This window comes from Sinorhizobium fredii USDA 205, from assembly GCF_001461695.1.
GTDB lineage: Bacteria > Pseudomonadota > Alphaproteobacteria > Rhizobiales > Rhizobiaceae > Sinorhizobium > Sinorhizobium fredii.
Map to the genome: position 1 here is coordinate 57,443 of NZ_AUTC01000002.1, position 14,220 is coordinate 71,662.

General features: G+C 62.5%; 11 protein-coding genes and 2 pseudogenes. 1 reads left to right on the forward strand and 12 read right to left on the reverse strand.

Annotated elements, in window-relative coordinates; all coding sequences use genetic code 11:
* Nucleotides 1-5: 5 nt before the first annotated feature.
* Both N181_RS01630 and N181_RS32775 read right to left on the reverse strand, forming a co-directional pair.
* Complete coding sequence (locus N181_RS01630) at nt 6-782, reverse strand: sulfite exporter TauE/SafE family protein (protein WP_037430446.1); 777 nt, start codon at nt 780-782, stop codon at nt 6-8.
* A 205-nt stretch (nt 783-987) separates the two neighbouring features.
* A complete protein-coding gene (locus tag N181_RS32775; protein ID WP_141322079.1) occupies nt 988-1,266 on the reverse strand; it encodes a hypothetical protein in 279 nt (92 codons plus the stop codon).
* Between the two features lie 474 nt (nt 1,267-1,740).
* Here N181_RS32775 and N181_RS01640 point away from each other — a divergent pair, with 474 nt between their 5' ends.
* The gene (locus tag N181_RS01640; RefSeq protein ID WP_037430443.1) at nt 1,741-2,673 is read left to right on the forward strand and encodes a hypothetical protein; all 933 of its coding nucleotides are present in this window, start codon (nt 1,741-1,743) and stop codon (nt 2,671-2,673) included.
* Between the two features lie 553 nt (nt 2,674-3,226).
* On the opposite strand, the pseudogene N181_RS01645 reads toward N181_RS01640, so the two are convergent.
* The 10 genes and pseudogenes from N181_RS01645 to deoC form a co-directional block, all read right to left on the reverse strand.
* Nucleotides 3,227-4,029: pseudogene (locus tag N181_RS01645) on the reverse strand (arginine deiminase family protein).
* Between the two features lie 22 nt (nt 4,030-4,051).
* Nucleotides 4,052-4,480 carry an OsmC family protein gene (locus N181_RS01650; RefSeq protein ID WP_037430441.1) on the reverse strand — a complete coding sequence of 143 codons (429 nt, stop codon included), beginning with the start codon at nt 4,478-4,480 and terminating at the stop codon, nt 4,052-4,054.
* Between the two features lie 126 nt (nt 4,481-4,606).
* Nucleotides 4,607-5,623, reverse strand: a complete 1,017-nt coding sequence (locus tag N181_RS01655) for an ABC transporter ATP-binding protein (RefSeq protein WP_060563210.1) — start codon at nt 5,621-5,623, stop codon at nt 4,607-4,609.
* 116 nt (nt 5,624-5,739) lie between these two features.
* Complete coding sequence (locus tag N181_RS01660) at nt 5,740-7,194, reverse strand: extracellular solute-binding protein (protein ID WP_037430438.1); 1,455 nt, start codon at nt 7,192-7,194, stop codon at nt 5,740-5,742.
* Between the two features lie 49 nt (nt 7,195-7,243).
* A pseudogene (locus N181_RS01665) lies at nt 7,244-8,271 on the reverse strand (carbohydrate ABC transporter permease).
* Nucleotides 8,268-9,143: a carbohydrate ABC transporter permease gene (locus N181_RS01670; protein ID WP_037430436.1), complete on the reverse strand. Its 876-nt coding sequence runs from the start codon at nt 9,141-9,143 to the stop codon at nt 8,268-8,270. Before N181_RS01670 ends, N181_RS01665 begins: the two are co-directional and overlap by 4 nt.
* Nucleotides 9,140-10,072 carry a ribokinase gene (gene rbsK / locus N181_RS01675; protein WP_037435467.1) on the reverse strand — a complete coding sequence of 311 codons (933 nt, stop codon included), beginning with the start codon at nt 10,070-10,072 and terminating at the stop codon, nt 9,140-9,142. Before rbsK ends, N181_RS01670 begins: the two co-directional genes overlap by 4 nt.
* Before the next feature lie 39 nt (nt 10,073-10,111).
* The gene (locus tag N181_RS01680) at nt 10,112-10,567 is read right to left on the reverse strand and encodes an RbsD/FucU family protein (RefSeq protein ID WP_037430433.1); all 456 of its coding nucleotides are present in this window, start codon (nt 10,565-10,567) and stop codon (nt 10,112-10,114) included.
* 128 nt (nt 10,568-10,695) lie between these two features.
* Entirely contained in the window at nt 10,696-13,080 is a 2,385-nt protein-coding gene (locus tag N181_RS01685; protein WP_037430430.1) for an aldehyde dehydrogenase family protein, read from the reverse strand.
* A 4-nt stretch (nt 13,081-13,084) separates the two neighbouring features.
* Nucleotides 13,085-14,095 (reverse strand): deoxyribose-phosphate aldolase, encoded by a 1,011-nt coding sequence (deoC, locus tag N181_RS01690; RefSeq protein ID WP_037435464.1) that lies wholly within the window; start codon nt 14,093-14,095, stop codon nt 13,085-13,087.
* Nucleotides 14,096-14,220 lie beyond the last annotated feature (125 nt).

Below are 14,220 nucleotides of genomic sequence, written 5' to 3' on the forward strand. Positions count from 1 at the left end.
GGATTTCAGAGCACTCCAGTCAGCTCGAGCGTCTGGTAGCCGGCCAGAAGGGTGATCAGAGATCCGACGAGCCGCAGGAGTGTCTTCTCCTTCAGCGTTCTGACCATCCAACCGGCCAGCGGCGCCGCCAAAATGCCTCCGGCGATCAGCCCGCCAACCGATGCCAGGTAGCCTGGGAAATCGCCTGCTTGCTCCCAGTGGCCGGTTACGATCGTGGCGAGGAAGCTCAGCGACACCGAAAGCGCAATCAGGAACTCGCTCGCATTGACGGTGCCGATGACGAAGCGCGGTTGTCCGCCGGCGCCGAGCAGGCCGGTCGTGGCAACGGGACCCCAGCCGCCGCCACCTGCCGCATCGAGGAATCCGGCAGTTGCGCCGAGCGGCGCGACGATTCTCATTTTCACCGGGTTGGTCGGAATACGATGAAACGACCGATACAGCAGCCAGCTCCCGATAGTCGCGAGATAGGCTGTAACGAAAGGCTTGACCTGGTCTCCATCAAACGAGGTGAGGACGAAGGCGCCGACGATCCCGCCCCCGACGCCAAAGGGAACGAGCCGCCGAAACAGTTTCCAGTCGATGTTGCGGTGATAGAGATGGGCCGATCCGGAGGCTGCAGTGGTGAACAATTCCGCAGCATGGGCTGATGCCGAGGCTTGCGCCGGCGGCACGCCGAAGGCGAGGAGCACGGTCGATGAGATCACGCCATAGGCCATTCCGAGAGCACCATCGACGGCCTGGGCCAGAAACCCGACCACCGCGAACAGGAGGAAGTCTTCCATACGAGGCTCCGCGGATGATTTCGTTTAGCCCGCGCGCATAACGAAGCCTAGCGTGTGCACTTGCAGTAACACAGAGGCTTTATCGTTCTACCAGGGTTCGGTTCATGGTGCCTAGGTCGCAAGTAAACGGACCATGCGTTCGGCTTGTTCCGCGCGGTCGGCTCAATCTGCGCGCGCTGTCCCCAACCAACGCACCATGGCTGGTTTACAGGCAGTTCGAGAACGCGGGCGAAAGGATGGACGTCGCTCGAAACTGATGTCCGATCAGCGCTCTGAATACATCGGCATGCTGAATGAAGGCCGTCCGGCGGCTGAAATCGCTCGTCTCTTTCGCTTTCATGGGGCCACCGTCGGGCGCATCGGCATTGAGGCCAAAGTGGCCGTTCGCTGATTGTTTTTTCAGTTGGGCGTTTTCGCAGCGACGTACGCACCGGGCCAACACGCGTGCTCTTATGGCTGTCTGCGACAAATCGTTCTTCGACACGAGAACCTCGACAGGTTTTTGGCGCGCCTGCGTCGTGTCTGGCCGTCAATAGAGACTGACATAGACACCATCGCTGCCAACGAGATCACCAGACGCAAGTTTGTGAGCATGGCTCAACGAACTGAATACCTGGTCGGACGGATCCGCAGGCCACAGCACCAAGTGATCGTTGAAACGTGAGACGTCGGTCTGAACTCGGTGGTAAGACGGGCGATGCAACGAGCTATGCTGGAATTTGGGTGACGAGGCTGATCAGGCGGCGCTCTGCGGCTTCAATTCGATGACCCCGATTCCGTTCTGGAATCTGGCCCGATCCTCCAATGGCATGAGGCAGACCTCCCAATGGTCGAGCCATCTGCGCCGAATGACACGCTGTTCTTGCAGTTGCGGCCCGCCTAGCTTCAGAAATTGGTCGTGCTCAATGCCGCAGAAGGCCGATCGGTATCCCAGTAATGACCTTAGGAGGGGAAATTCATGTCAGCCATCTTCATTGACTCAAAGTTGGATGATGAAGAACGACGCCGCCGACTTTACTCCGGCGATATCTTCATCTTTTCAGCGACAGCCAACACCCAAGCGCTGATCGCGCTTGCGAAAAGCATGCTTGATGAAGCTTTCGCGCCGCACGATCCTCGGACGATCCACGAGCATCTGTCGGCGGAAGAAGTGGCCGCGGTACTCTCGAAGACGAAACCTGCATTCATCCACCATCCCGAGTGCAAGAAGCTGATCCCGCAGATAATGTGCGAACACGGCATCGACCTCGAAAAACTCTATTTCGACGTACCAAGGATGCGATCGGCTTATCCGTCCCATTTCCTGTCATCGGGGATCGCTTATGCTTTCCACCCACACCGAGACACCTGGTATTCAGCGCCGATGTGCCAGATCAACTGGTGGCTTCCGATCTACACGATCGACCCAGACAACGCGATGGGGTTCTATCCGCACTACTTCGACACCCCGGTCAAGAACAACTCGGAAATCTACAACTACTACGAATGGAACACCAAAAACCGCGCGAATGCCGCCCAGCACGTCAAGAGCGATACCCGTGAACAGCCAAAGCCGCAGCAGGATCTGAACGAACGGTCGCTGCGCTATCTGCCTCCACCAGGAGGAATCATCGCGTTCTCGGGCGCGCAATTGCACGAAACCGTTCCGAACACGACCGGGATGGCGAGGTACAGCATCGATTTCAGGACAGTCCACCTCGACGATGTCGTGGCACGTCGTGGTGCCGCAAACATCGACTCACGGTGCACGGGCACGACGATGCGGGATTATGTTTGCGCAGCCGACGCAAGCCGCCTCCTGCCAGAAGAGGTCGTCAGCCTCTACGAGGATGGAACGGCAACGGCAGACAAGGTGTTGCGTTTCGGCGACCGCCTCACTGCCGCGCAGTAGTTATGCCAGCGACAGTGTCCGAGGCATCCTGCCGCAACAAGATTGCACTCGGGCGGTGCTCGTCCTGCGGCGACTGTCCTGCCGCAAAAGCGGCAGGACTCCTAGAACAGGCTCGTGAGAGTTCTACTTTCGAAGCTGATTTTCGACCTCTGGACAGCGCACCTGTTACCTCATTCCGAGTTCCAGATAAGAGATAACTTCCGGGTAATTCGCGCCGATCCCGCGCCACGAACGATAGTCAGGTCGCGCATAGCCGAACAACCAGCGGCCTCGTCTGCCGCGCGCTTCTGACAGACTGTCCAAAAATTCGTTGGATGCCCGCTGAGGGGCGCGAAATGACACCCTCTCATGACCGTCATGTCGGATGGAAGACCTCACCATGTCGACCGAGGCGGGCATCCAGTCCTCTATTACGCGCTTCAGGCGGCGATCAGCCCTCGGGTCGCCATGGTTGCATGCGGGCAGCTTCCCTTCAAGCCAGATTCTAGCGCAGAACCGCTGCCATACACGCGGCGCTCGATCCGGTGTTCTTCGCCGCCTGTGCGGCACGGATTCAACCGGCTTGTCCGCAGTCGAACCACCGCAGCGACATGCAGGAAAGCCCGGCATCGATCTTGCCGATCTCGGTCGTCTTCAAGGGCACGACGTTGTAGCCGGCCTTGTCGAGCATCTCGATCGTGCGCGGGAAATCGGCGCCGACCATCACCACGTCGTTGACGCGCAACGCATTGGCGGCCGGCTCCTCGCCTTCCGGGATGATCATCTGCCTGAACGTCTTGAAAACGCCGAAGCGCGCCAGGCGATTGGTGGAGAGGATCGTTTCGTCGTCAAGCAGAGAGCAATCGGTTTTGAAGTGGAGAACGCCCTCCGGCGTCGCGACGACGTGGCTCTTGCGGCCAAGTTTGTCGAGGCAGGCTCGCAGCGCCTCGGCCCCGCCCTGTCGGTGCGGGCCGAAAGGCCAATCATCACGCTCTCCCGCGTCGTCAGCACGTCGCCGCCGTCGGCGTAGCCCGCCGGCAGATCGATGACCGTTTCGAACATCTCGCGCAGCGTCGGCGCGATTTCCTCGGTTTCCTGGACACGCGTCGCCGCACCTGGGCGCAGGACGATCGCACCTTCGGTGAAGACCAGCGCCGGATCCTCGACGAAGATCGAGTCCGGGAAGCCTTCGAGCGGCGGCAACACCGTTGCCTTGACGCCGGCTTCGCGCATTGCCGTGAGATAGGCGTCATGCTCTGCCTTGACGCCCTCATAGGTCGGGCTGCCGCGATCCTCGGCGCGCAAGCCGTCTACGACGGAGCGCGACGGCTCTCGGACGATGATAGAATTGAAATGATAGGCCGGACGCGATGTCATCGGGTCGTTATTCCCCTCTAGGTTAACCGGAGATTTTGCTGGAAAATTCCGGATTGCCGCGCAGCGTATTGCTTATCGTGCAGATGTCCTCTTCCGCTGCTTCGGCGATCGCATGCCGCACTGCATCGTCAAAATCGCCTCTAATAACGAACTCGATATTGAAGCGTGCAACGCGCGACGGTTCATCCTGCGCTTTTTCACCGGTCACCCTGGCGGAGACTTCGACGAGCCTGTCGAGCACGCCGAAGCGGCTGGCGGCAATGCGCGCACTGAGCACCAGACAGCTTGCCAGCGATGCGTAGAGAAGGTCGAGCGGACCGAAGCCGGGCTGCGATGGGCCGGTGACGATGTCGAGCGCACCGCCGGTCACCGAAGCCAGCTGCGGGAAGCCGGTCCGCCCGACGACCGCGGTCGCACCCGTCTGCCTCGTCTTCACTCTGAGCTCGGCCATCGACGCTCCCTCATCCACTGCAGCGAAGCCAATATTCCAGCAAATTCGGGATTCGGCCATGGTGGTCAACGTCGATCTTCGGCCACTTGCGGCCCGTGCGCCGGCACAGCTGGTGTCGGCCGCACTTCAACGCCCGACGGCTTCTCCCGTCGCCTTCAGGAAGAAATGTACCTTCCCGATGTCGATCGGCACTTCGATGACATCGTCCGGCGAAATGCGTGAGGCGGCATGCACCTGGGCGGTGAAGGCGGCCGACCCGACTTTTCCGAGAACGAGTGTGTGGGGACCGAGCGGCTCGATATCGCGGACTTTCAGCTTGATCTTCGGGAGACCTGCATCGGTGGCAATCGTGTGCTCCGGCCGAATGCCGAGCACGACCGCCTCGCCGATATGGGCGCCAAGCTTCCGCGCCATCTCATCCGCAAGCGGAAAGGCGACATCGCCGGGCGCGCGGAACGTCAGGCCTGCGTCGCCGCGTTCGAGGACGCCTTCGATGAAATTCATGCTCGGTGCGCCGATGAAGGCGGCAACGAAGAGATTGGCAGGCGCTTCATAAAGGGTGATCGGATCGGCAGCCTGTTCGATCCGCCCCTGGTTCATCACCACGACGCGGTCCGCCATGGTCATCGCCTCGACCTGGTCGTGCGTCACGTAGACGGCGGTCGTCTGCAGCCGCCGGTGCAGCAGCTTGATCTCGGTGCGCATCTCGATTCTGAGCTTTGCATCGAGGTTCGACAGCGGCTCGTCGAAAAGGAAAACGTCCGGCTGACGGACGATCGCCCGGCCGATCGCGACGCGCTGCCGTTGGCCGCCGGAGAGCGCGCTAGGCTTGCGGTTGAGATAGGCGCCGAGGTTCAGAATGCGGGCGGCTTCCGCCACGGATTTTTCGATGTCGCTCTTCGAGGTGCCGCGAACCTTCATGCCATAGCCTATGTTCCCGGCGACAGTCCGTTCGCCGATCCGGATCGTGCCCGAAGTCGCGCTCTCCAAACCGGCGATCATTCTAAGCGTCGTTGTCTTGCCGCAGCCGGACGGACCGACGAGAACGACGAACTCGCGATCGGCGATCGAAAGATCGAGCGGCGGAATGACCGTAACGCTGCCGAAAGATTTGGTAACTTGCTCCAGGCGAACCTGCGACATTCGAATGCCTTTCTCGATCCCCATGGCCAAAGCGGGGAATGCACTGCGAAAAGGAAGCGCCGGCTGCCGGGCGCCATGCGAGGCCCGCTCCGCGTGACCGGAGCGGGCCTCGATGATTACTTCTGCGGCAGGCCCATCGACGAGCGATAGGCGGCAAGCTGCTTGTCACGACCGAACTCGTCGGTCAGCTTGTTCCATTGCTCGGCCACTGTATCGAGCGCCTGCTGTGGCGTCACTTCGCCGGCAAGCGCCTTGGAGAGCTCGATCTCGAGCACCTCCGTATAGGAGAAGTAACCGGGCAGACGCATGTCGAGGGCGATGTTCTTGGCGGTGACCGCTTCCTTCTGCGCGCCGAGATATTCCTTCGCCTCGCGATCGGAGAAGATCTTCGACCAGAGTTCGAGATTGGTGGTGTGCGAAAGGCGGTACGGATTGACGCCCGTGCCGCCGGTAATCGCCGCCTGCGCCGAGACCTCGGGGCTCGTCAGGTATTGGATATAGTTCCAGGCAGCTTCCTGCTTCGTCGACGAGCTGGGCACGGCCGCCTGCCAGCCGCCGAAGGCCATGAAGGAAGTCTGCACGACCTGATCGAACTTGTCCCACTTCTTGGTCTTGTAGTTGTAGATCTCGTCAGCGCCGGGCAGCGGCGCTGAGCCCACCTTGCCGGCAACCTTCGACTGCTTCGGGTCGGCGGCAATGACACCGGTATCGCCCCAACCGATCGATTCGGCCACCTGTCCGCCGGCAAAAGCGGCGTTCACCTCACCGAAGGAGAAGTTGAGCGCATTTGGCGGCGCGAGCTTCGAGGCGCGGATATACTCCTCTAGGCCCCGCACCCAGCCCGGATTGTTGACCTGCGCATCCATCGTATCCGGATCGAAGAACATGCCGCCCGGATTGTCCGGATGGCTCGTGTAGCCGGCCACGTGGCTGAACAGGAACCAGAACTGCTGCCCGCCACGGCGGAAGGCTTCGGCCGTACCCCAAAGGTTGTTCGCCGGCTGGTTGAAGAACTCGGCGATGTCGAGATACTCTTTCCAGGTCTTGGCTGGCGCCAGGTCGTAGCCGTATTTCTCCTTGAAGGCCTTCTGGTTGTCGGCGTTCTCGAACAGGTCGATGCGATAGGTGTAGGTATGGGCATCGCCGTCCATGGTCTGCGACAGGACCTTGCCGTTCCACACCATCAACTGTTCACGATAGACCGGCGCGATGTCTTCCCAGGCGGAACCCTGCCGCATCTCCGCCGGCATTTCGGCGAGGAAGTCGGTGAAATCCGGCGCCCAGGCCGGTGCGAAGGCGATGACGTCGAAGGCATCCTCACCGGCGGTCAATGAGGTGACGATCTTCGGATAAAGCTCCGACCAGGGAAACTCGACGACTTTCACCTTGCCGCAGGTTTTTTCCTCCCAGCCCTTGGCGGCAATCTGCAGCGCCGAAGCGATATACGGGCCGGTCTGAGTGGTGGCGGTCAGTTCCACGCCGGTGAAGTCCGGGTCACAGGCAAAGGCCGTTCCACTGGCCGCAGCGGCCAGCAGGCCGGCGGCAGTCGATGCGAGCAGAAGTTTCCTCATTTTTTCCTCCCTTTGAGTGAACCTTGCCAAATTTAGAAAAAGCACGCAGTCATTTGATGGCTCCGAGAAGTAGGCCCGACCGCATCAACCTGCTCAAGATTCCGGCCATGACCATCATCGGGATGATCGCCACGAGTGCCGCGGCCGAGATGGACCACCATTCGTCGCCGCGCTGGCTGTTTTGTCCGGCAACCAGGATCGGCAGCGTCTGCCATTTGGAACTCGTCAGGAAGAGCGCGAAGAGGAACTCGTTCCAGACGAAGGCGAGCGTGATCATGAAGGTCGCGATCAGGCCCGGCTTGGACATCGGCAGCACGATGCCGAAGAAGATGCGCCAGGTCGGAACGTTGTCGACCATCGCCGCCTCTTCCACCTCGATCGGCAAGGCCTCGAAGAAGTCGCGCATCAGCCAGACGACGATCGGCAGCGAGAAGGCGATATAGGCGAAGGTCAGGCCGATATAGCTGTCGACGAGCTTGAAGCCGAGCTTTCCGACTTCCGTGTACATGAGATAGAGCGCGAAGGCGGCAACGATCGGCGGAAACATGCGCTGGCTGACGAACCAGAAGACGATGTCGTTGTTGCCGAGTTCCGGCCCCGGCAGACGGAATCGGCTGGAGATCACCGCGAGCGCCAGCGCCGCGATGAACGAATAAATGAGCGAAATCCCCTGGCCGAAGCCGAGCACGTTTCGCCCCAGCAGGAAACCGCCGAAAGCGACAACCACGAAGATAAGGGCCGAGAGCAGCCGGAAGCGAAAGGTGAAGCGAACGAGCGCGTAGGCGGCCATGGCGCCGATGAAGGTTGCGAGCACCGCAGCCGAAAGGCTGACGATCAGCGAGGCGATGAAGGTGTTGTAGAAGGCGCCGCGCTCGCCGGAGACAGTTCGTTCCAGGCCGTCAGCGTCGGCTCGAAATCGACGAACGGCAGGTAGGTCGGCCCGCCGACGACGGCAAGCGGCGTCTTGAACGATGTGATCGCCACCCAATAGAGCGGGAACAGAGTGAAGGCGAGCCAGAGAAGGCAGCCGCCGAGCGCCAGCCAGCGCCGATTTCCCTGAAGAGTTCGCACGCTCATTTGTGCTTCTCCAGATAGGGCTTGAGCACCGCCAGATAGACGAGGCCGATCACCGTGATGAATGTCAGGAAAAGGAAGGACAGCGCCGACGTATAGCCGAGGTTGAACTTCTTGAAGCCCTCCTGATAGGCGAACAGCGTCAACGTTTCCGTCGACACGCCCGGTCCGCCGCCCGTCATGACAAAGACCGTGTCCATGATCTTGTAGCTCTCGATCAGTCGGATGAAGACCACCGCCGTCGAGATCGGCAGCAGCATCGGAAAGGTAATGTCGCGAAATTGCTGCCAGGGGGTGGCGTTCTCGAGCGCCGCAGCCTCGTAGACGTCGTCTGGCAGGGTTTGCAGCCCCGCGAGCAGCATGAGGATGACGAAAGGCGTCCACTGCCAGACCTCGACCGCGATGATCGAGCCGAGCGCCCAGTTCGTCCGGGTTAGAAACGGCAGGTTGGGAAAGCCGAAGAGCGTCATGAACTCGTTCAACGGCCCCATGGTCGGATTGAGGATCTGGCGCGCGACGAGCGCGACGGCGACCGGCGCAACGAGCATCGGCAGCAGAAATCCGACGCGAAAGATCCCCTCGCCCGGCACGCGGGAATTCAGCGCCAGCGCCACCGACAGGCCGATCACATATTGCAGCCCGACAGAAACGAAGGCGATCAGCGTCGTCGTTCCGGCAACGTGCCAGAAGCGCGGGTTAGAAAGCAGATCGGCATAGTTGCCGAAGCCGACGAAGCGGGCCGGCATCGGCGGTACCAGCCGCATGCTCATGAAACTCGTCGTCAGCGAATAGACAAGCGGAAAGATCGAAATCAACAGAACGATGATCAAGGCCGGCCAGATGAAGAAATGCTTGATCGGGTCGTTGCGCGTCATGCCGCCGCTCCCCGTGAGAGTAGCGCCTCGATCTCCTCGAGCTTCGGCATCGCCGGAGCCGTGCCGCGGCGGGTGACGGCAATGCCCGCCGTCGCGCAACCGAACCGCACCGCTTCTACGGGTTCCAGCCCGCGTGCCAGCGCGGCCGAAAAGCCGCCGACGAAAGCGTCCCCCGCACCGGTCGTGTCGATCACCGGGCCGCTGGCAACCGCAGGCACCAGCACCGACTGATTGTCCGTGTGGTAGAGCACGCCGCGCTCGCCAAGCGTTATCAGCGCCGTCTTCGCACCCTTCCTCAAGAGCTCGTCGCCGGCCCGTCGAGCGTCATCGGGCGTCGGCAGGGCAAAGCCGACGAGCGCGGCCCCTTCCGTTTCGTTCGGGACGATATAGTCGCAGAGCGGATAGATCGTTTCCGGAAAAGGTTCGGCCGGGGCCGGGTTGAACACCGTGGTGACGCGGGCCGCATGGGCAATTTGGAGCGCCCGTTCGGCAGCGGCGGCCGGCTGTTCGAGCTGGGTCACGAAGACACGCGAATTCTCGATCGTTTCACGCGCCGCCTCCACGTCTTCGATGTCGATCGAGCCGGCAGCGCCGGGATAGACGATGATGGCGTTCTCGCCGTTCTCGTCGTTGACATAGATGAAGGCCGCCCCCGTCGGCAAATCGTCCATCTGCACGATCTTCGGCGTCACACCGGCCTCGGCATAGGTCTTCAGCGCCATCTCGCCGAAGGTGTCGCGTCCGAGCCGCGAGATGAACGACACTTGGCTGCCGGCCCGCGCCGCCGCTACCGCCTGGTTCGAGCCCTTGCCTCCCGGTCCGACGGAGAAACCGCTGCCGGTGATCGTCTCGCCGATCCGCGGCATGCGGGACGCGAGATAGGCCGTATCGGCCACGAAGATCCCGAGGATCGAAACACCCGTCTTCATGCTAAGCCTCCTCCCTCAAAAAGCTGCTGGTAGGGCGTTTCAGTCGGATTCCGGTGGAATGACCCCCTTGGTGAATAGGAAGCAGCCGTAGAATCGCGTCTCGCCGGTGGTGATGACGCAATAGGCCTTCTTTGCCTCCTCATAGAAAGCGAAGCGCTCGATGCCGTACATCGGCGCCGGCTTGCCCTCGGCGCGATCGATCTCGGCCTGGACTTCCCGCTGAACGGCCGGAATTTCGTCCGGCGCGCCCATGATTTCCATGCGTCCGGCCGACGGCTGGAGCGGCGTGTCGAGCGGCAGGACCGAAAGCACGGCCCTTATGGCGCGTGCGGCGGAGACATTGTCGATATGGAGGAGCTTGCCGAGCCGGGTCTGCCGAGCGATCGCGTCGGATGGGAAGTTGGTGTCGGATATCACCAGCGTGTCACCGTGCCCCATGGACCGGAGCGCGTGCAGCACATCCGCATTCAGGGCCGGGTCGATATTCTTGAGCATGTCAGTCCTCCTCCAAACCACCCATTCGACCGCCGCGACGCGGCATGACGCCGCTAGCGACTATCATTCAACTTCGCAAAAGCCTTCTCCACGCCGACCGGCTCCCGCCCGACGGCATGCCCGGTCCCCTACTCGCCGTAGGGGATCCAGATGTTCTTGACGTCGACGGCGCGTCGCAGGAACGGCTGGCCTTCGGCCGCCGAACGGTCGCACCAGTCGATCGCCTTGCCGTAGTCTACGAACGTGCGCTTCAGATTGCCGACCGACAGCTTCTCGACGAGCGCCGAGAGTTCCGCCGTGCCGAAGGCCCAGAGTGCGTCGACGTCGTTGTGGGCAGCAAGCGTCTTGGCAAGTTCCGTCGCCTGCCCGGTGACGATGTTGACGACGCCGGCCGGAACGTCGGACGTTTCGAGCACCGAATAGAAATCCGTAGCAGCAAGCGGGTGCGGCTCGCTCGGAACCACGACGACGCGGTTGCCGACGGCGATCAGCGGCGCGACAAGGCTAACGAAACCGAGCAGCGGTGACTCGGGCGGGCAGATCACCCCGACGACGCCCTGCGGCTCCGGCATGGCGAGCGCGACGCCGCGCAACGGCGGCAGGTGCACGACGCCCTCGTATTTGTCCGCCCAGGCGCCATAGCTGAAGAGGCGGGCGATCGAGGCCTCCACCTCGGCCCTCGCGTTGGCCGCCGAGACGCCTGTCATGGCCGCGATGCGGTCGGCGAACTCCGCCGCCCGGCCGCTCAGGTTCTCGGCAATGTAATAGAGGATCTGCGCGCGATTGTGCGTCGTCGCCGAAGACCAGGCCGATGCAGCCTGCGCCGCGACGACGGCGTTGCGGATATCCTTGCGGTTGCCCTCGCCGACTTCGCCAAGCACCTTGCCTTTCGGCGACAGAATTTGTCGCGAGTAGTTTCCGTCCGGCCGTGCCTGCTTGCCGCCAATGAAGAGCTTCGCGGTGCGATCGAGCGACGGCATGGCGAAATCGCTCGGAACCGGTTTGAGAGCCGGCACACTCGGTTCCGCCCGAAGCTTGCGCCCGACCCATGCCTTCGGCTTCAGATATTCGTAGCAACCCTCACGCCCGCCTTCCCGGCCGAAGCCGGATTCGCGTTTTCCGCCGAAGCCGCTCGAGGCGTCGAAGAGATTGGTGGCATTGACCCAGACGACGCCGGCGGCAAGCTTGGCGGCGACATGCAGGGCGAGGCCGATCGTCTCGCTCCAGACGCTGGCGGCAAGGCCGTAGCGAGAGTGGTTGGCGAGCTGGATTGCCTCTTCCGGCGTGCGGAAGGTCATCGAAACGGCGACCGGCCCGAAGATTTCCTCCGTCGCGACGACAGAGGTAGGCTGCACGGCAGTCAGCAGCGTCGGCGGATAGAAACTGCCGCCCTTGGGCAGTTCGATCGGCGGCTGGTAAAGTGCGGCCCCTTCCGTCACACCCTGACTGACGAGGCTCTCGATGCGCTGCAATTGCACCGGTGCGACGATCGCCGCCATGTCGATCGCCTTGTCGAGCGGATGGCCGACCCTGAGCGTCCCCATGCGCCGCTTCAGGCGCTCGTGAAACCGCGGCGCCACGCCTTCCTGAACGAGCACGCGCGAGCCGGCGCAGCAGACCTGGCCCTGATTGAACCAGATCGCGTCGACCACGCCTTCGACCGCCGCGTCGATATCGGCGTCGTCGAAGACGATGAAGGGAGACTTGCCGCCGAGCTCCAGCGTCAGCGACTTGCCGGTGCCGGCGGTCTTTTCGCGGATCAGCCGGCCGACCTCGGTCGAGCCGGTAAAGGCGATCTTGTCGATGTCGTCGTGCTCGACGATCCGCGCACCGGTCTCACCCTCGCCGGTCACCACGTTCAGGACGCCCGGCGGCAATCCGGCTGCCGCGGAAAGCTCGGCGAAAAGCAGCGCCGTCAGCGGCGTGAATTCCGCAGGCTTCAGAATGACGGTGTTGCCGAGCGCCAGCGCCGGGGCCACTTTCCAGGCGAGCATCAGGAAGGGGAAGTTCCAGGGGATGACCTGGCCGACGACGCCGACCGGCACTTGATCGGCAAATTCCGTTTCCTGGAGCTGCGCCCAGCCGGCATGGTGGTAGAAATGGCGAGCGGCCAGCGGAATGTCGATGTCGCGCGTCTCGCGGATCGGCTTGCCGTTGTCGAGCGCCTCGACCACGGCGATCAGCCGGGCGTGGCGCTGGATCATGCGTGCCAGCGCATAGAGATGGCGGGCCCGGGCATGGCCGGAGAGCTTCGCCCAGGGACCTTGCGCCTTGCGGGCCGCGGCCACGGCGGCGTTGACATCCTCGCGGCCGCCGAGCGCGATCTTCGCCAGCAGTCCGCCGGTCGCCGGCTCGAAGCTGTCGAATGTCTTTCCGGACTTGGAAGCGACGAAGCCGCCGTTGATGAAGTGGCCGAACTCGCCGTTGTGGCGGGCGATCCAGGCGCGAGCTTCGGCATCGCCCTCGGGTGCGGGGCCGTAGGACATTTCGTCGAAAAACCTGGCGACGCTCATCGGATTATCCAATCGGGTGTCTGTTGAGGGCCGAATAGGCGCCGCTGACATGATGTTCGAGCTGGCGCTCGATATCCGCCAGCAGGCTCGATGCCCCGATGCGGAAGAGATCCGGCTCCAGCCATTCGCGGCCGAGTTCTTCCTTCATCAGGAACTGGTAGTTCAGCACGTCCTTCGCCGCCGAGATGCCGCCGGCGGGCTTGTAGCCGACCTTGACGCCGGTGCGCTCCTGGTAGGCGCGGATCATCCTCAGCATGACGAGGGTGACGAGCAGCGTCGCGTTGACGCCCTCCTTGCCGGTCGAGGTCTTGATGAAGTCGGCACCCGCCATCATGCAGACGAGCGAGGCGCGGGCGACATTGCGGAGCGTCTTGAGGTCGCCGGTCGCGAGGATCGCCTTCACATGTGCATCGCCGCAAGCGTCGCGGAAATCGCGCATCTCGTCATAGAGTGCCTGCCAGTTGCCGGTCAGCACGTGCTCACGGGTAATGACGATGTCGATTTCCTTGGCGCCGTCGGCGACCGAGGCCTCGATTTCCTTGAGCTTGACGTCGTGCGGCGCGAGACCGGCCGGAAAGCCGGTGGAAACCGCGGCGACCGGGATACCGGAGCCCGCGAGCGCCTCGACCGCCGTCGAGACGAAACGGTGATAGACGCAGATCGCCCCTGTCGTGATGTCGCGATCACCCATCCCCAGAGCGTCAAGAATATCCTGGCGCACCGGCCGGCGCGCCTTGGCGCAGAGTCGCTTGACGCGCTCCGTCGTATCGTCGCCGTTGAGCGTCGTCAGATCGATGCAGGTGACCGCCTTCAAGAGCCAGGCGGCCTGCGCATCCTTCTTCACGGTCCGGCGGCCCGGCAGCGTTGCGACCCGCCGCTCGGCGGCGGAAAGATTGACGCGCTGGTCGAGCACCCAGGAAAGGTCGAGATCGACACCGTCGTTGCGCGGCCAGTTATGACCGGCGCCAGCGGGTTGGGCAGAAACCGCCCCCGCCTTCACAGCAAGGTCTTTCAAGCGACTACTCCTCGATTTCTCCCTGCCGGCCGCTGCAGATCAGCCCGCGACATGTTATTTTTCTATCTATTTTTGTTATCATTCCATCAAGACTACCGGGTGTCAAGCGACGGCACCGGACGAAG